Source organism: Methylorubrum suomiense (assembly GCF_022179765.1).
In the GTDB taxonomy this organism is placed as follows: domain Bacteria; phylum Pseudomonadota; class Alphaproteobacteria; order Rhizobiales; family Beijerinckiaceae; genus Methylobacterium; species Methylobacterium suomiense.
In genome coordinates this window covers 21,568-38,138 of sequence record NZ_BPRE01000012.1, presented here as the reverse complement: position 1 = coordinate 38,138, position 16,571 = coordinate 21,568, and the positions used below count along the sequence as shown (strand labels likewise).

General features: G+C 70.4%; 14 protein-coding genes. 4 read left to right on the top strand and 10 right to left on the bottom strand.

Going from position 1 to position 16,571, the window contains the following annotated elements; all coding sequences use genetic code 11:
• Window positions 1–68 precede the first annotated feature (68 nt).
• From mraY to MFF26_RS18085, 3 genes are all read left to right on the top strand, one after another.
• Window positions 69–1,151, top strand: coding sequence for a phospho-N-acetylmuramoyl-pentapeptide-transferase (gene mraY / locus MFF26_RS18095; RefSeq protein WP_137829246.1), 1,083 nt, complete (start codon window positions 69–71; stop codon window positions 1,149–1,151).
• 198 nt (window positions 1,152–1,349) lie between these two features.
• A complete protein-coding gene (gene murD, locus MFF26_RS18090; protein ID WP_137829209.1) occupies window positions 1,350–2,723 on the top strand; it encodes a UDP-N-acetylmuramoyl-L-alanine--D-glutamate ligase in 1,374 nt (457 codons plus the stop codon).
• A gap of 349 nt (window positions 2,724–3,072) precedes the next feature.
• Window positions 3,073–4,482, top strand: coding sequence for an alginate export family protein (locus MFF26_RS18085; RefSeq protein WP_373324498.1), 1,410 nt, complete (start codon window positions 3,073–3,075; stop codon window positions 4,480–4,482).
• Window positions 4,483–4,605: 123 nt separating this feature from the next.
• Here the strand turns inward: MFF26_RS18085 and MFF26_RS18080 are convergent, their stop codons facing one another.
• The gene (locus tag MFF26_RS18080) at window positions 4,606–5,322 is read right to left on the bottom strand and encodes an RlmE family RNA methyltransferase (RefSeq protein ID WP_137829211.1); all 717 of its coding nucleotides are present in this window, start codon (window positions 5,320–5,322) and stop codon (window positions 4,606–4,608) included.
• Window positions 5,323–5,645: 323 nt separating this feature from the next.
• Here MFF26_RS18080 and MFF26_RS18075 point away from each other — a divergent pair, with 323 nt between their 5' ends.
• Window positions 5,646–6,107 (top strand): DUF4440 domain-containing protein, encoded by a 462-nt coding sequence (locus MFF26_RS18075; protein ID WP_210236198.1) that lies wholly within the window; start codon window positions 5,646–5,648, stop codon window positions 6,105–6,107.
• A 33-nt stretch (window positions 6,108–6,140) separates the two neighbouring features.
• On the opposite strand, the gene MFF26_RS18070 is transcribed toward MFF26_RS18075, so the two are convergent.
• The 9 genes from MFF26_RS18070 to crtI form a co-directional block, all read right to left on the bottom strand.
• Window positions 6,141–7,268 (bottom strand): Ppx/GppA phosphatase family protein, encoded by a 1,128-nt coding sequence (locus tag MFF26_RS18070; protein WP_238308276.1) that lies wholly within the window; start codon window positions 7,266–7,268, stop codon window positions 6,141–6,143.
• 161 nt (window positions 7,269–7,429) lie between these two features.
• On the bottom strand, window positions 7,430–8,581 hold the full coding sequence (locus MFF26_RS18065) for a glycosyltransferase family 2 protein (protein WP_238308275.1): 1,152 nt from the start codon (window positions 8,579–8,581) through the stop codon (window positions 7,430–7,432).
• Window positions 8,581–9,354, bottom strand: coding sequence for a lysophospholipid acyltransferase family protein (locus MFF26_RS18060; RefSeq protein WP_238308294.1), 774 nt, complete (start codon window positions 9,352–9,354; stop codon window positions 8,581–8,583). The genes MFF26_RS18065 and MFF26_RS18060 overlap by 1 nt, the downstream gene beginning before the upstream one ends.
• A gap of 316 nt (window positions 9,355–9,670) precedes the next feature.
• Window positions 9,671–11,209 carry a phytoene desaturase family protein gene (locus MFF26_RS18055; protein WP_137829213.1) on the bottom strand — a complete coding sequence of 513 codons (1,539 nt, stop codon included), beginning with the start codon at window positions 11,207–11,209 and terminating at the stop codon, window positions 9,671–9,673.
• A 68-nt stretch (window positions 11,210–11,277) separates the two neighbouring features.
• On the bottom strand, window positions 11,278–12,171 hold the full coding sequence (locus MFF26_RS18050) for a type 1 glutamine amidotransferase (protein WP_137829214.1): 894 nt from the start codon (window positions 12,169–12,171) through the stop codon (window positions 11,278–11,280).
• A 111-nt stretch (window positions 12,172–12,282) separates the two neighbouring features.
• On the bottom strand, window positions 12,283–13,482 hold the full coding sequence (locus MFF26_RS18045; RefSeq protein WP_137829215.1) for an ABC transporter permease: 1,200 nt from the start codon (window positions 13,480–13,482) through the stop codon (window positions 12,283–12,285).
• Window positions 13,479–14,435, bottom strand: coding sequence for an ABC transporter ATP-binding protein (locus tag MFF26_RS18040; RefSeq protein WP_137829216.1), 957 nt, complete (start codon window positions 14,433–14,435; stop codon window positions 13,479–13,481). The genes MFF26_RS18045 and MFF26_RS18040 overlap by 4 nt, the downstream gene beginning before the upstream one ends.
• An 8-nt stretch (window positions 14,436–14,443) precedes the next feature.
• The gene (locus MFF26_RS18035) at window positions 14,444–14,878 is read right to left on the bottom strand and encodes a DUF2141 domain-containing protein (protein ID WP_137829217.1); all 435 of its coding nucleotides are present in this window, start codon (window positions 14,876–14,878) and stop codon (window positions 14,444–14,446) included.
• Entirely contained in the window at window positions 14,878–16,470 is a 1,593-nt protein-coding gene (crtI, locus tag MFF26_RS18030; protein ID WP_137829218.1) for a phytoene desaturase family protein, read from the bottom strand. The genes MFF26_RS18035 and crtI overlap by 1 nt, the downstream gene beginning before the upstream one ends.
• Between the last annotated feature and the right edge of the window lie 101 nt (window positions 16,471–16,571).

Sequence of the window (16,571 nt, the reverse complement as noted above, 5' to 3'; positions counted from 1 at the left end):
CCACGTGAGACCGGCCGCACCCGACGCGGCCGATGCCGAAGAAGATTTTGCCGCGGGCGGACCAACGGATGCTCTATCTCCTGTCGGAACTGAGCGGCACTCTCACGCCGCTCAACGTGTTCCGTTACATCACCTTCCGCACCGGCGGCGCGCTGTTCACGGCGGGCTTCTTCGTGTTCTGGTTCGGCCCCTGGATCATCTCGCTCCTGCGCATCCGTCAGGGCAAGGGCCAGCCGATCCGCGAGGACGGCCCGGCCACCCACCTGACCAAGCGCGGCACGCCGACCATGGGCGGGCTCATGATCCTCGCCGGCGCCGTCGTCTCGGTGTTGCTCTGGGCGAACCCGCGCAACCACTATGTCTGGGTGACGCTCGCGGTCACCCTGGGCTTCGGCGCGATCGGCTTCTACGACGACTACCTCAAGGTCACGAAGCAGTCGCACAAGGGATTCTCGGGCAAGTTCCGCCTTCTGCTGGAAGCCGCCATCGCGGGCTCGGCCTGCCTGCTGATCTCGATCTACTCGCCGGTCGCGCTCCAGAATCAGCTCGCCTTCCCGGTCTTCAAGGACGCGCTCCTGAATCTCGGCTGGTTCTGGGTTCCGTTCGCCGCCTTCGTGATCGTAGGGGCGGGCAACGCGGTCAACATCACCGACGGGCTCGACGGCCTCGCGATCGTCCCGGTCATGATCGCCTGCGGCACCTTCGGCGTCATCGCCTACCTCGTCGGCAATTCCTTCACCGCCGGATACCTGCAGGTGAACTACGTTCGCGACACCGGCGAGCTCGCCGTGGTCTGCGGCGCGGTGATCGGGGCGGGACTCGGCTTCCTCTGGTTCAACGCGCCGCCCGCGCAGATCTTCATGGGCGACACCGGTTCTCTGGCGTTGGGCGGCCTTCTCGGCACCATCGCGGTCGCGGCCAAGCACGAGATCGTCCTCGCCATCGTCGGCGGCCTGTTCGTGCTGGAGATCCTCTCGGTGATCATCCAGGTCGCCTCGTTCAAGCTGACCGGCAAGCGCGTCTTCCGCATGGCGCCGATCCACCACCATTTCGAGCAGAAGGGCTGGAAGGAGCCGCAGGTCGTGATCCGCTTCTGGATCATCGCCGTCATCCTGGCCCTCGTCGGGCTCGCCACGCTCAAGCTGCGCTGAGCTGTGTTAGGAGGCGCGTCGCAACCTCGTCCCGATCCATCCCCCTCATCCTGAGGTGCCGCGAAGCGGCCTCGAAGGAGGGCTCCAGAGAGCACTGCGATCCCTGGAGCCCTCCTTCGAGGCTCCGCTTCGCTTCACACCTCAGGATGAGGAAGATGGATGGGCCAAGCGTCGCGTCGTCGTGAAAGGCCGTTCGCCATGACCCCAGCCACCACTTTCGCCGGTCAAAAGGTCGCCCTGTTCGGCCTCGGCGGCTCCGGGCTCGCCACCGTCCGCTCGCTGCTGGCGGGCGGGGCCGACGTGCTGGCCTGGGACGACAATGCGGCGAGCCGCGACCGCGCGCGCGCACAGGGCATCACGGTGGCCGACCTGCGCGAGGCCGATTGGACGGGCTTTTCCGCGCTGGTGCTGGCCCCCGGCGTGCCGCTCACCCATCCCGAGCCCCACTGGACGGTGCCGCTGGCGAAAGGCGCCGGCGTCGCGATCATCGGCGACATCGAGATTTTCTGCCGCGAGCGCGCGGCGCTCGCGCCCGACGCGCCCTTCGTCGCCATCACCGGCACCAACGGCAAGTCGACCACGACGGCGCTGACCGCCCATGTCCTGCGGGAAGCCGGCCGCGACGTGCAGATGGGCGGCAATATCGGCACCGCTATCCTCTCGCTGGAGCCGCCCGCGCCGGGCCGCATCCACGTCATCGAGCTCTCGACCTTCCAGATCGATCTCACGCCCTCGCTGGCCCCCAGCATCGGCATCCTGCTCAACCTGACGCCGGACCATCTCGACCGCCACGGCAGCATGGAGAACTACGCCGCCATCAAGGAACGGGTGGTCTCGGGGGCCGGCCTCGCCGTCATCGGCGTGGACGACGCCTATTGCGCGGCCATCGCGGATCGGCGGAGTGCACCGCGGGTGCGCATCCATGTGGAGGGCCACGGCGAGGCGGCGGGCGACCTGATCGTGCAGGGCGCCCGCATCGTCGAGGCGGGCGGAGCCCAACGCGCCGATCTGACCGGCATCGGCTCCCTGCGCGGCGCCCATAACGGGCAGAACGCGGCGGTGGCCGTGGCGGTGGCCCGCGCCCTCGGGATCGACGGCGCGACCCTCGCGGCGGGGCTGACGAGCTTCCCGGGACTCGCCCATCGGATGGAGGGCCTGGGTCGGCGGGGCCGGGTGCTGTTCGTCAACGATTCCAAGGCCACCAACGCCGACTCGACCGAGAAGGCGCTGCTCGCCTTCCGCGACATCCACTGGATCGTCGGCGGCAAGGCCAAGGAAGGCGGCATCGAACCCTTGAGCCCGCTGTTCGACCGGGTCGCCCATGCCTATCTCATCGGCGCGTCGAGCGAGGCCTTCGCCGAGATGCTGGACGGGCGGGTGCCGTACACGCGCTGCGGAACCCTCGAAGCCGCAACCGAGGCGGCGGCGAAGGCGGCGGCGGCCTCGGCCGCGCCGGAGCCCGTGGTGCTGCTGTCGCCAGCCTGCGCCTCCTACGACCAGTTTCCGAATTTCGAGGTCCGCGGCGACCGGTTCCGGACCCTGGTGCAGGCGCTGCCCGACGCCCCCGCCTGATCCCGTCGGACTTTCGCCCGTGATGGCAAGGCGGGTCTTCGAACGATCCGTCGGCCGGTGATCGGGCGGGGCGCCAGCCTCTCGCGGCTGGCGCGAGCCTGCGCGATCGAGCCAGCAACTCCCTGAACCAGATCGCGACTTAATCCTACTGCCGGCACAAGGAAGCATATTTCTCGAGCTATTATCACAGCAAGGCAACGATGTGCATCGAGAGGGATCAAGACCGGATCCTGATCAAATCTGACGGAATAATACGTCCTGCTTGAGCGTTGGCTTAGAAGATCGGGCCTCGTCTCACCCTGATCGTTCCATCCCGCATCAGGCCAAGGATGATGTCTTGAAACGATCCGTGCTGCCGGCGTGCCTGCTCGCCGCCGTCATCCCCAGCCTCGCCATCGCGCAGAGCGGACCGATCTTCTCCGCGGCGCCGACCAAGCCGCGCTTCCTCCTCCATGAAGCGCTGGGTAGCCCGGCGAACCTGCGCATCAGCGGCTCGTTCCGGCCGCGCGTCGAGGGGATCGCCGGTCAGTTCCGGCCCGAGACCTTCGCCCGCAACGACATTCTCAACTCGTACCTGACAACCCTTTTCGTCGAGTACGAGACCGGCCCCCTGCGGATCGGCGGCGAGTTGTTCGACAGTCGCGGCTATTTCCAGCAGCGCAACTCCTCGGCCTTCACCACCGAGATCAACGCCCTGGAGCCGGGGCAGGCCTATCTCGCCCTCGACCTGGGCGACGGGGCGGGGGAGGGCACCAAGAGCAGCCTGACCGTCGGCCGCTTCACCAAGAATATCGGCTCGCGCCGCCTCGTCTCGCGCCAGCAGTTCCGCAACACCATCAACGCCTATACCGGCCTGTCCTACGACTGGCAGAATGCCGGGAAGGACCGGCTCACGCTTCTCTGGGCCCTGCCGCACACGCGGCTGCCCGACGACACGCCGGGCATCCTCGACAACGAGATCGCCTTCGACCGCGAGAGCCTCGACCTGCAGCTCTTCGGCGCGTCCTACACCAAGGCGGGCGTGCTCGGCGGCACCTTCGAGGTCTACGGCTACGGTCTGATGGAGCGGGATTCCGGCACCGGCCTGCGCTCGGTCCAGACCCGCGACCGGCGCCTGTTCACCCCCGGCGTCCGGCTGGCGCGGGCGCCGAAGACCGGCGCGTTCGATTACGATCTCGAGGCCATCTACCAGACCGGTCGCGCCCGCGAGACGGCGGCCGAGACCGACCGGACCGACCTGAACGTGGCGGCCTATTTCCTCCACGCGGAGGCCGGCTACACCTTCGACGCGCCGTGGCGGCCGCGGGTCGCGCTGCAATACGACCATGCCAGCGGCGACGGCCGCAATCCGAACCGCTTCAACCGCTTCGACACGCTCTTCGGTGCCCGGCGCTTCGATTACGGCCCGACCGGCCTCTACGGACCGGTGCAGCGCGCCAACCTGATCTCGCCGGGCCTGCGCCTCGAAGTGACCCCGAGCCCGATCTGGGACGCCTTCGTGGCCTATCGGCCGCTCTTCCTGGAGAGCCCCACCGATAGCTTCGGGGCGACGCTGGTCCGCGACCGAAGCGGACGCTCGGGCCGCTATGCCGGCCAACAGATCGAGGGCCGGATCCGATACTGGATCGTCCCCGACGCGATGATCCTCGACACCGGCGTCGCCTACCTCATCAAGGGCGACTTCTTGCGAAACGCCCCCAACGCGCCGGACACCGGCGACACCTTCTACGGCTACCTTAACACGACGCTGTTCTTCTGACGGAATCCCAAAGGACGAGTCCTTGGGCGGGGTGCGGGGCGGAGCCCTGCTTTCTTCCCAGGGCTCCGCCCTGGACCCGCGAAAGGACGCGTCCTTTCGAAACCATGGGCTGGCCGGAGCGGCTTACGCCTCCTCGTCGGGGTCCTCGGCCTCGGTCTGGCCGCGGAAACCGGTGGCCAGCACGTAGAGCTCGCTCGAATCCGCCCGGCTCGCGGCGGGCTTCACGTGGCGCACGGTCGCGAAGTCGCGCTTGAGGTCGGCGAGCAGGCCGCCCTCGGTGCCGCCCTGGAACACCTTGGCGAGATAGGCGCCGCCCGGTGCCAAGATCTCGCGGGCGAAGGCCGCCGCGGTCTCGGCCAACCCGATGATGCGCAAATGGTCGGTCTTCTTGTGGCCGGTGGTGTTGGCGGCCATGTCCGACAGCACGAGGTCGGCCCGGCCGCCCAGCAACTCGGTCAGCCGCTCGGGCGCGGACGGGTCGAGGAAGTCGAGGGTGATGAAGGTCGCGCCCGCCATCGGCTCGATGTCGAGGAGATCGATGCCGACGACTCGGCCGGTTTCGCCCACCGTCTTGACCGCGACCTGCGCCCAGCCCCCCGGAGCGGCACCGAGATCGAGCACCTTCTGCCCCGGCTTGAGCAGCTTGAAGCGTTCGTCGATCTCCACGAGCTTGAAGGCCGCCCGCGAACGGTAGCCCTCGCGCTTGGCGCGGGCCACGTAGGGATCGTTGAGCTGACGCTCCAGCCAGCGCTTCTGCGAGAGCGTGCGCCCGCGCCCGGTCTTCACCCGCTGCTTCAGGTCGCCGCGCAGGCCGCCCGATCCGCCTCGCCGGTCGCTCATCGCCGTTCCTCTCTCGACCCGTCCCGAAGCCCCGTCGCCGGCCCGATCGAACGGGCAGCGCCTCGGTGGCGATGGTCCAGGCTCTTGTTTTCGCGTCGTCTTTTCGAGGGCCGGCCCGCCTCTCGCATGACGATGCTCTAACCCGCCGCGCGAGGCCCGTGAAGCCGCGCAGGACGCGGACCAGCCGCAACACGCGGATGAAGGATCCAAATGAAACGTTATAACATTATTGAATGCCCGATCCGATGCGGCCCGCCGGGCCCGAGGGCAGCCCGCGGTCGGCGCTGACGGGATCGGGCATCTTCCTTTTCAAAGAGGCGAGCATGAACTTCGACGACCTTCCGACGATGCGCTTCGAAACCGAAGCTGAGACGATGCCGGAGCGGGACGCGGCGTCCTGCCTGACCGAGGCCGGAAAGGTGCTCCTGCGCTGGGCCGAGACGATCGGAACCCGGGACGTCGATGCCGTGCTGGCGCTCTACGCTCCCGACGCCATCCTAGTCCCGACCATGTCGGACGACGTGCGGGGGCGCGAGGACGACCGGCGGGCCTATTTCGAGAGCTTCCTGGCGAGCGAACGCATCCGCTGCGGCATCACCGTCCAGAAGAAGCGGGTGAGCCGGAAACTCGGCACCGTCGTGATCGGCGGGCTCTACACCTTCACGATGCTCAAGGACGGCCGGGACGAGGTGGTGCCGGCCCGATTCCTCTTCACCTTCGAGGAGATCGGCGGGCGCTGGCTCATCACCGGGCACCATTCCTCGAAGGCGATCGAGGCGGTCTGATCCGTGATCGGCGGCGCCCCAACACGGGCGCCGTCAGCGGGAGCGTCCCCGGCGCCAGACGCCGTCCTCGCGCATCATGTTCATCAGCAGCCCCTCGCGCAGGCCGCGATCGGCGATGCGCAGGCGCTCCGACGGGAAGACCCGGCGGATCGCCTCCAGGATGGCGCAGCCGGCGAGCACGAGGTCGGCGCGGTCGCGGCCGATGCAGGGATTGTCGGCCCGCTGCTCCAGGCGGGTGTCGAGCAGATCCTCGATGGCGTCGCTGACCTCGAAATCGCTCATCCACAGACCGTCGACCCGGCGCCGCTCGTAGCGGGCGAGGCGCAGATGCATGGCGGCGAGCGTCGTCACCGTGCCGGAGGTCCCGAGCAGGTGGAACGAGGGGGCGGTCGCGGCGGCGGCCGCCCGGATGGCGAAGGGGGAGATCAGGTCGCCGACCTCCTCGACCATGCCCTCGAAGGTCAGCCGCGTCACCTCGGTGCCGCCATGGCGCTCGGCCAGCGTCACCACGCCGACGGGCAGCGAATCCCAGGCGCGAATCCGGAGCGTCGGGTCGGTCGAGGGGTTGGCCGCCGCGCCGTCGAGCCACGCGATCTCGGTGGAGCCGCCGCCGATATCGAAGATCACCACCGATTCCGCCCGCGGATCGGCGAGCGCCGCGCAGCCCGTGACCGCGAGATAGGCCTCGGTCTGGCGGTCGACGATCTCGAGATCGAGGCCGACCTCGGCCCGCACGCGGGCGACGAACTCGGCGCCGTTGACGGCGAGCCGGCAGGCTTCCGTGGCGATGACCTTGGAGCGGGCCACGCCCCGGGCCTTCATCTTGGCCTTGCAGATCCGCAGCGCCTCCACCGTGCGCTCGATGGCGGCCTCGGTCAGGCGGTTCGAATTGCCCAGGCCCTCGCCGAGGCGGACGATCCGCGAGAACGCGTCGATGACGCGGAAGCCGTTGGGCGTCGGCTCGGCGACGAGCAGGCGGCAATTGTTGGTGCCGAGATCGAGGGCGGCGTAGGCATCGCGACGCCCGCCGCGGCCCGGCTCGTAGCGCTCCGGATAAGGCTCGATCGATCGGCCGCCCGTGACCGTGCGGGCGCCATCCCGCGGGGGATGCGGGTCGGCGGCGGGGCGGGCCGACAAGGCGGCGGCGCTCTCATCCCTCATGGACGCTGCCGGGCTTCCTGAACGCACGCGGTCGCGGCGACACGCCGGACCATCGTGGCACCGAAGCTACAGGCGTTGTCGGGCAACTGCAAAGGCTGGATCGTCGGCGCCGCACGATTTGCCGCAAGTTCGGCGGGCGTCCGAGAACGTGGGCCCGCGCGTCACGAGCCCTGGTGGGGCGGGCTCCCCGGCGGGGCAAGGGGATAGCGCCGCCCCTTCCACACCGATGCCCCGGCCCGGTCCGGGCGCAGCAGCGCGTTCCACTGGATCGCCAGGGCGGTGCAGATGGTCGCCGGATGCAGCGGCACGGTCGCGGCCGGTTCGCGGACCACGAGGGTGATCGCGGCGCGCGTGGCGAGCGAGACCAGGGCCGCGCCCGCCGCGACCCAGGCCGCCGGCCTGTCGCCGACGAGCAGGGCGAGAACCAGCAGGAGCCAGGGCAGCACGTGGCCGCCGAACAGGAGCAGCGTCCAGACCGGGAGGGCCCGAGACGTGGCCATGCCCTCGCGAGCGTTCTTCGAGAAGCCGGCCCAACTCTGCCGGAAATCGCGATACATCCGGCAGGTCGCCAGGGCGTGGCCGGCGACGAGATCGGTGCGCAGACCTTGCTCCCGGAACAGGCGCGGCAGGCGCACGCCGTCATGGAGCGAGGTGCGGATCGCCCCGTGGCCGCCGCTGGCGGCGTAGCTCTCGGCCCGCATCAGGATCATCTGACCGCAGGCGGCGCCGAGCGAAGGATCGGGCAGGAGCCGCATCAGCGCCATGGGCAGATAGCCGATGAGCAGGAAATCGATCATCGGCACGGTCAGGCGCTCGCCGAGGGTTCCCATCGTCTGGCGCGGCACGCCGCTGACGAGATCGGCGCCCGAACGCCTTGCATGGGCCGCGAGGCCGGCGGCGCCGTTGGGCACCAGCGTGACGTCCGCGTCGAGGAAGAGGAGCCGGTCGCCGCGGGCTTCGCGGGCGAGCACGGAGCAGGTGTGGTTCTTGCCGGTCCAGCCCTCCGGCAGGTCGGGCACGGCCACGAGGCGCAGACGCGGATCGGCAGCGGCGATGCCACGGACGATGGCGGCGGTGTCGTCGGTGGAATGGTCGTCACCGACCAGCACCTCGATGGCGATCCCGGCGCTCGCCAGGGCGGCTCGAACCGTCCGCTCGATCACCGCGGCCTCGTTGCGGGCCGGGATCAGGATCGAGACGAGTCCGGGCTCCTCGGCCTCCGGCTCGGGGGTCCGCAGGATCCCGAGATTGACCGCCGCGAGGCAGGCCGGGAGCAGGGCCAGCGCCAAGCAGAGGAGGGCGAGCGCCAGCATCACGTCTCGGGCTCCTGGCGCGGCAAAGCGCGCTGCAGTTCGGGGCGATGGCCGGATTCGAAGCGCTGCCCGGTCAGCATCGACGCGAATCGTCGCCAGCCGTCATAGACCCCGCCGATGCCGCGCCGGCCCGAGACCAGCGTCTCGAACCGTCCGGCGTCACGACTGATGACGTCGGCGGAGAGCCGGTCGAGGGTGTCGGTCAGCGCCGTCTCCATCCGGGCGAGGCGCTCGTGGCGCGGGAGGGCGAGGAGGTCCACGGCCGGGATCGGCGCGCCGAAGGCGCAGAAGGCTTCCGCCCCCCGCTCCTCCCAGAAGGCGTATTCGAGAGCGAGCGGCAGGAACAACGTCGTCGGGGCGATCTCCGGCAGCCGGACGATGCCGGGCTTGAGACCGAGCGGGCGGGCACGGGAATCGCTGAAGCGCCCCTGCGCGGTGATCCACAGGGCGCGGCCCGGTCCTGCGAGGATGGCCCGCGAGGCGGCCAGGAACTGCGTCGCGCCCCGGCGGCTCTCCAGATCGACCGGGAAGGCGCCGATGCGACGGAAGATGCCGTATCGCTCCAGCATGGCCGCGTCGAACGGCGCGTAGCAGGCCCTGTCGGAGAACAGACGGTCGCCGATCACGATGAGGATCGCCGCGTCCCACCAAGCCGGATGGTTGCAATAGACCACGAGCGGGGTCCCCGCCTCGATCCGCGCCGGAACGCCCCAGCGGGCGAGACGCAGGGCGTTCATATGGCGGCGCACGAAGCGGTCGAGATAGCGCGCCATGAAGCGCCAGACGAAGGGCGAGCGCTCGGGGAGAACGGGTGCGGGCGTCACGGGGCGACCTTCCGGCCGGTGCCGGCTCTGAATGGCACGGATCGCCGGGCGACGCTGCCCGGGCGAGAGGGCGCGCGGGCCTCCTCCGCCTCGGGAGGAGCGATCGCGTTGCGGGTCGGGACACCGCCGGGGCGTCCGCTCCGGCGCCGGCCGCAGGCCTCGCCCCGCGAGGGCGAGACGGAAGCCGGCATCGCCCGAGCGATCCTGCCCGCGCGCATCGCGGAAGCACGCCCGGAGGGTTCGCCGACGGCGATCTCGGGCGGCGTCACGCGCTCGCGCGCAGCTCCGGGGCGGCCCGGCTCCGGGCATCCTGATCGAGGGCGTCCGCCGCGATCCAGCCCGACATCATCACCATCGGCATGCCGGGCCCGGGATGGGCGGCGCCGCCCGCGAGGTAGAGGCCGCGCACCTCGCGGGAGCGGTTGCCCGGCTTGAAGGCGCCCATCATGCGCCCGTGCGAGGCCAGTCCGTAGATCGCGCCGTTGAGGACCTTGTAACGGTCGTGGATGTCCTGGGGGGTGAGGTGGCGCTCGACGACGATGCGCTCCTCGAGATCGGGCATGCCGCCGGTACGCTTCAACTTCTCGAGGATGGTCCGGCGATAGGCCGGAAACATCTTCGACCAATCGTGGTGCGGGCGCAGATACGGCGTGTGGACGAGGACGTAGAGCGCCTCGCCGCCCTCCGGTGCGACGCTCGGATCGGTGGAGGAGGGCGCCGCGAGATAGGCGGTCGGGTCGGGGGCCGGCTCGCCCTTGCGGTAGATGAAGTCGAACTCCTCCTCGGGATCGCGGGAGAAGACGAAATCGTGGTGGGCGAGGTGCTCGTAGCGCTTGTTGAGGCCGAGATAGAGCACCACGCCGGAACAGGCCGGCTCGAAGCTCTTCTTGTCGTAGGTCTTGCCGACATCCCCGCCGACGAGTTCGCGGTAGGTGCGCACCGCGTCCATGTTCGAGATCACGGCATCGAAGCGGGCGGTGCCGCTCGTCGTCCGCACGCCGCGGATCGCGCCGTCGGCGATGTCGAGGCCGGTCACCTCGTCGGAGGATTTGAGGGTCGCACCGAGCTCGGTCGCGAGCTTCATCAGCCCTTCCGCCACCGCGCGGGTGCCGCCCATCGGGTACCAGACGCCCTCGGCGGTCTGCATATGGGCGATGGCGCAGAGCACGGCGGGGGCGCCGTAGGGCGAGGAGCCGACATACTGGACGAAGTGGTCGAGCATCTGCGCGAGGCGGGCATCCTTCACCTTGCCGCGGATGGTGCTCGCGACGGTGGCGTGCATGCGCAGGGACAGCACGTCGCGCAGGGTGCCGGGATTCATGTTGGCGCGAATGTCGATCGTGTCGAACAGGTCCTGCACGGCCTTCCAGAAGAAGAAGCGTTCCGAGACCCCGTGCAGATGCTCGGAGACCGCGATGAATTTCTTGTACCCCTCGCCAACGCCTTGGCCGGGCGCGAAACGGTCCATGGCCGTGGCCATGGCATCGACATCCTCGATCAGGTCGATGCGGGAGCCGTCGTCGAAGAAGCAGCGCCACTGCGGATCGAGGCGGCGCAGATCCATGTAGTCATGGACCGACTTGCCGGCCTCGCTGAAGACGCGCTCCAAGACGCGGGGCACCGTGAGGATCGTCGGCCCCATGTCGAAGCGGAAGCCGCCCTCGTGCAGCACCGCTGCCTTGCCGCCCATCCAGGCGTTCTTGTCGTAGACGGTGACGCGATGCCCGCGGGCCGCCGCCACGCAGGCGGCGGCCAGCCCGCCGAGCCCGCTGCCGACCACCGCGACCGAGGAATCCTGGCTCATCGAAACTGCATCTCCGCCGGGCTGAGGCGCCGGCCTTCACGGCGAAGCTAGATGCAGCACGCATCGGGTCAACGTGCCACCCCGTCGCGCTCTCCCGCAAATGTGTGCCGAAGCGTGGATAAGTGTGCCAGGAAGTTCGCGATCTCCCGGCGCCGTTGGCCGGCCTCGAGCAATTCGGCGCCGACACCGTGGCGCCACGCGAGGCGTTGACGGGCGTTCGGATCGGTCTCACCCAGGGCTCGGATCTCGTCGGCATAGGCCTCGACCTCGGCACGGTCCGCGGCCAGACCCGCGTCCACAACCCCCTCGGCGCTGAGCGTCAGCATGGCGGCGAGTTCGTCGGGGTCGACCTCCGGATGATATTGCGTGCCCCAGAACAGCCCGTTCCCGTGGCGGATCTCGATCGCCTGAACGTCGAGGACCGAATTGGCCGCCAGCACTCGCGCCCCGGGCGGTGGCTCCAAGACCGAATCGGTGTGGATCGCGGGCGCATCCCAGGCTCGACCGCGACCGGCGAGCAACGGATGGGCCGCGCCCTCGGAGGTCGCGGCGAGGCGCCGGGCGAAGCCGTATTCGGGGCCGCGGGGATTGGCCCCGACCCGACCGCCCGCCGCCGCGGCGGCGACATGGATGCCCCAGCAGGATCCGAAGGTCGGCAACCCGGCCGCGAAGGCGGCGCGCATCAGGTCGAGCTGGCGCTCGACCGCGAGCCCACCTTCGGTCAGGCGGAGGGTCGAGCCGGTGAAGAGCAACCCGTCCGCTTCGTGCAGGCCGAGACCGGCGGGCAGGCCGCCCTCCGCATCGGCGGGCTCGATCAGCACGCATTCCGCCGAGGGGGCCAGGGCGGTCACGACGGCGGCGAAGGCTTGCGCGGTGGTCCGCCCCAGCGCCTCACGGCGCTTGTCGCGGCCGGCGCGGTCGTTCCCGTCGGCGATCAGCAGGCGCAGCATCGCATTCGTCATCCGGCTCGACCGAGCGCGGAGGGGCTCGGCGGACGGCTGTGGCAGATCCTCCCGCCCCGGTCGCGGGGGCGGGCCGCCGCAGGGCGATACGCCTCACGCGCGACCGCCGCCTCAGCGCGTCCGCCGCCCGACCAGCGCCAGCGCTCCGCCGAGCCCCACCAAGGCGAGTCCGAAAAGCACGCCCCAGGCCGGGAGCGCGGCGGCGGCCCCCTCGCCGAGAGCGGTCTGATAGGCCTCGATCGCCCAGGCGTTGGGGGTGAGCCATCCGGCCTGCTGCAGCCAGGGGGGCATGAGGAAGCGGGGCACCATGCTGCCCCCCACCGCCGAAAGAAGCAGCACGCCGAAGGTCGCGGCGAGATGCGCCTGCTGCCTGGTGGAGGACAGGGCACAGGCGGCGAGGCCGAGCCCGGCCGCCATGGCCGAGACCAGCGCCGAGGTGACGAGCCAGCCGAGCCAGTGGCCCGACACGTCGACGCCGTGGAGCAGAGCGGCCGCCGTGAAGATCAGACCGGCCTGCACGACGCCCTGCAGGAGCAGGAACAGGAATTTGCCGAGCACGATCACCCGAAGGCCGCCGGGGCCGGCGGCGAGGCGGTCAGCGAGGCCCCCCTCTCGCTCGTCGACCAGGGAGAGGGCGCCCTGCATCGCGGCGAAGAGCAGGAACACGGCGGCGATCGCGCCGGCATAGTAGCTGATGCGCTCGTTGCCCCGGCCCGAGGCCGCGCTGCGGGTCTCGACGAGGTTGGCGAAGGAGAACGGCTCCTTCTTCGCGCGCTGCTCGGCGAAGGCCTCGTCGAGGAACGCCCGCTCGTCGGCGCCGATCTTTCCGGAGCGCTCGACATCGGCGACGATGCGCGACAGTACGACGTCGGGCAAGGCTCCGTTCAGCGCGCGCTGGAGTTGACCGAGGGCGATCGGGCTGGCCAGGGCGCGGGCCGGGCTCTCGACCAGCACCACCGGCTGGTCGGCGGGCGCGGCGCCGGCCTGCGCGGCGAGTTCACCCCGCAGCACCAGCGCCACATCGACGTCGCCGCGGCGGACGGCGGCGACCGCGCCCTCGACATCGGCGACGCGCAGCAGCTCGACCCGCAGGCTGGGCTCCGCCTCCAGAGCGGTGACAAGGCGCTGGGTCGTGGCCGTCCGGGCGAGGTCGGCGAGCCCGAGATGGATGCGGACGCGGTCGCCCAGGGCGCCGGAAAAGATCGCGGCGAAGATCGAAAAAATCACCGTCGGCAGCACGAAGGCCATGGTCAGCGCCGCGCGGTCGCGCAGGAGCGAGAGCCACATCACCCGGAACGCCGCCGCGATCACGCCGCGGCCCCCGCCGATCCGTTGAGGGCGTCGCGATAGAGCGTCTCCAGGCCGGGACGGCGCACGCGGATCTCGCCCGCGGGCACGCCTCGTCCGCGCAAAGTCGCGAGGAGCGCCGCACCGTCGAGCCCGCCCGCGGCGCCGTGATCGGCCCGCCAGAGTCGCGGATCGCCCGCCTCCGGCGCGAAGCCCGCTTCGCGAAGCGCCGCTTGCGCCGCCGAGTCGGGAACCCCCTCCAACACCGCCTCGTGCTCCGGCGGGGCGGCGGCGAGCGGGCGCATCAGCGCGGCCAGATCCCCCGCGAGGCGCAGGCGGCCGTCGCTCAGCACGGCGACGCGATCGGCCAAGCGCTCGGCCTCCGAGAAATCGTGGGTGCTGACGATCACGCCCGCGCCCGCCGCCCGCAGGCTTCCCAGCACCGCGTGGATCGCGGCGCGGGCGTCGAGATCCACGCCCTGGGTCGGCTCGTCGAGGAGGATCAAATCCGGCGCGGCCAGCAGACTGGCGGCGATGTTGGCCCGGCGCTGGTAGCCGCCCGAGAGCGTGCCGACCGGCCGCCGGGCGACCTCTTCGAGGGCGCAGCGCCCGACCACCGCCTCGACCGCCGCGCGGCGGGCGCCGCGCCCGAGCCCGGCGAGGCGGGCGAAGACATCGAGGTTCTCGGCCACGCTCAGTCGCGGGTAGAGCGCGATCTCCTGGGGCACGTAGCCGATGCGGCCCCGCACCGCCCGGTCGGCATGCGGATCACCGCCGAGCACCCGGACGCGTCCGCCATCCGGGGCGAGGCGCCCGGCGAGCAGGCGGATCAGACTGGACTTGCCAGCCCCGTTCGGACCGAGCAGCGCGAGCGTCGTGCCCGCCTGGACCGTCAGGTCGAGGCCGCGCAGGGCCGGCCGACCGCGAAAGGCGAGGGCGGCCCCTTCGACATGGACGAGGGGCGGTGGAGCGCTCACGGACCGGGTCAGCGCCGGGGCAGGGCGCGGGCGAGGCGTACCCGCACGGTCGCGCCGGGCTCGGCGAGCAGGAACCCTGCCTCGCGGAATTCGGGCCGGGCGCGACGCCCGACCGCGCCGGAAAAGCCGTAGGGCTCCAGCGGCAGTCCGAGCGGCGTGCGCCCGAGCCGGCCATCGCCGTCCAGATCCTGGTACGCCGCCACGGCCCAGGCGCCGGGGGGCACGTCGCGGAACAGGAAGCGCTGGCTGCCGCCGCGCGCCGGCGCGTCCTGGCCGAGGCGACAGCCGGTCTCGGTCAGATTGTTCTGGCAGAGCGTGACATAGACCGCACCCGCGCCGGGCTCGGCCCCCTCGATGACGACTTCCACATTTGCCGCCTGGGCCGATCCGGCCAGAGCCACCAGCCCGACGACGAAGGATGCGGCGCGGAGGGGCGCACGCATCAATGGGGCTCGCCCTGCGTCGCGAGCGGCGAGGTGGTCGGCAATTCCGCCAGAATCGCGGGTGCCTTCTCGCGGGCCAGATCCTCGATCAGCAGGCGCGCCGAGATGCGCGCGCCCTCGTAGATCACGGGCAAGCCGGATCCCGGATGGGTGCCGCCGCCGACGAGGTAGAGGCCCGGCCCGAAGCGATTATGCGGCCGGAACCACAGCATCTGCAGCAGATCGTGGGCGAGGTTGAAGGTCGCGCCCTCGTGCACCGCGAAGTCGTCGCGCCAGCCACGGGGATCGATCATGCGCTCGTAGCGGATGCGGTCCTCGATGTCGTGCAGACCGAGCAGCTTCAGCCGCTCCAGAATCAGCCGGCGATAGGTTGGCGCCACGCTTTCCCAGTCGATACCCGATTTCAGGTTCGGCACGGGCACCAGCACGTAGAGCGCGGTGTGGCCGGGAGGCGCCATCCCGCCATCGGTGAAGCCCGCATGCTGGACGTAGATCGACGGCTCCATCGGCAGGATGCCGCCGGTGATCTCGTTGATGTTGCGCTCGTATTCCTTGGACAACAGGATCGTGTGATGGCCGAGGCTCTCGGGCATTTTCCCCTCGATGCCGAGATAGAGCATGAAGGTCGAGCAGGAGAGCCGAGCCTTGTCGATCTTGGCGTCGCGCCAGCGCGGGCGTCGCTCCTCCGGAACGAGCTCGCGGATGGTCTTGGCGAAGTCGCCGTTGATCATCACCGCATCGGCCTTGAGCGTCTCGCCCCCTGCCACCACGCCGCAGGCGCGCTTGCCCTCGTAGAGCACCCGCTCGACGGATGTGTTGAGGCGGATATCGACGCCCATGCGGCGGGCCAGACCCGCCATCGCCTCCGAGACGGCCCCGCATCCACCGACCGGATGGTAGACCCCGTGCTCGTATTCGAGGAACGACAGGATGGTGAACAGGCTCGGGCACCGGAACGGGCTCATTCCGAGATACTTGGTCTGAAACGAGAAGGCGAGGCGTACCCGCGGATCGGCGAAGTAGCGCCGGAGGTCGCGATCGACGCTGCGGCCGGGATGGAGATGGGGCAGGGCGGCGAGCATCGCCGGGCTCGCCATCGACAGGAAATTGTCGAAGGGCTGCTCCAGAACCGGCTTGAAATAGTCGAGCTTGGTCCGGTTCTCGGCGAAGAACCGCTCGACGTTCTCGGCATCGGCCGGCGCGAGACGGGCGATCTCCTCCTTCAGCCGGGGCACGTCGCCGGTGGCGCGGATCTGTCCGGACACGCCGTTCTCGCCCTCGAAGACGAGATGGTATTGGGGGTCGAGCCGTTCGAGCTTGACGTGGTCCTCCAGCCGCTCGCCGCAGGACTCGAAGATGTCGGCCAGGATCTGCGGATAGAGGAAGAAGGTCGGGCCGATATCGAAGCGGTAGCCGCCCGGTGCCTCGACGGTCTTCGTCCGGCCGCCGACCACCGGATCACGCTCGATCACCGTGACATGCAGGCCCGCTTTCGCCAGCAACAGGGCGGAGGCAAGACCGCCGGGACCGGCCCCGACGACGACGACGCGACGCCCAGTCAGCGCCCGCAAACCATCCCGCGACTGAAGCAACGCCCTGCGGCTCCCATACACCGTATCGTGCCGGCAATCTTGGCCTTATCCGCCCAGCCGGCAAGGGGTGCGGATTGTCGCGCGCCGTCCGGCCGTGCGCC

Excerpts from the sequence above, each read along its gene's own strand:
- mraY (WP_137829246.1), top strand. The coding sequence starts at position 69 with ATGCTCTATCTCCTGTCGGAACTGAGCGGCACTCTCACGCCGCTCAAC.
- murD (WP_137829209.1), top strand. The coding sequence starts at position 1,350 with ATGACCCCAGCCACCACTTTCGCCGGTCAAAAGGTCGCCCTGTTCGGC.
- MFF26_RS18080 (WP_137829211.1), bottom strand. The coding sequence starts at position 5,322 with ATGAGCGACCGGCGAGGCGGATCGGGCGGCCTGCGCGGCGACCTGAAG.
- MFF26_RS18075 (WP_210236198.1), top strand. The coding sequence starts at position 5,646 with ATGAACTTCGACGACCTTCCGACGATGCGCTTCGAAACCGAAGCTGAG.
- MFF26_RS18070 (WP_238308276.1), bottom strand. The coding sequence starts at position 7,268 with ATGAGGGATGAGAGCGCCGCCGCCTTGTCGGCCCGCCCCGCCGCCGAC.
- MFF26_RS18065 (WP_238308275.1), bottom strand. The coding sequence starts at position 8,581 with ATGCTGGCGCTCGCCCTCCTCTGCTTGGCGCTGGCCCTGCTCCCGGCC.
- MFF26_RS18060 (WP_238308294.1), bottom strand. The coding sequence starts at position 9,354 with ATGGCGCGCTATCTCGACCGCTTCGTGCGCCGCCATATGAACGCCCTG.
- MFF26_RS18055 (WP_137829213.1), bottom strand. The coding sequence starts at position 11,209 with ATGAGCCAGGATTCCTCGGTCGCGGTGGTCGGCAGCGGGCTCGGCGGG.
- MFF26_RS18050 (WP_137829214.1), bottom strand. The coding sequence starts at position 12,171 with ATGACGAATGCGATGCTGCGCCTGCTGATCGCCGACGGGAACGACCGC.
- MFF26_RS18035 (WP_137829217.1), bottom strand. The coding sequence starts at position 14,878 with ATGCGTGCGCCCCTCCGCGCCGCATCCTTCGTCGTCGGGCTGGTGGCT.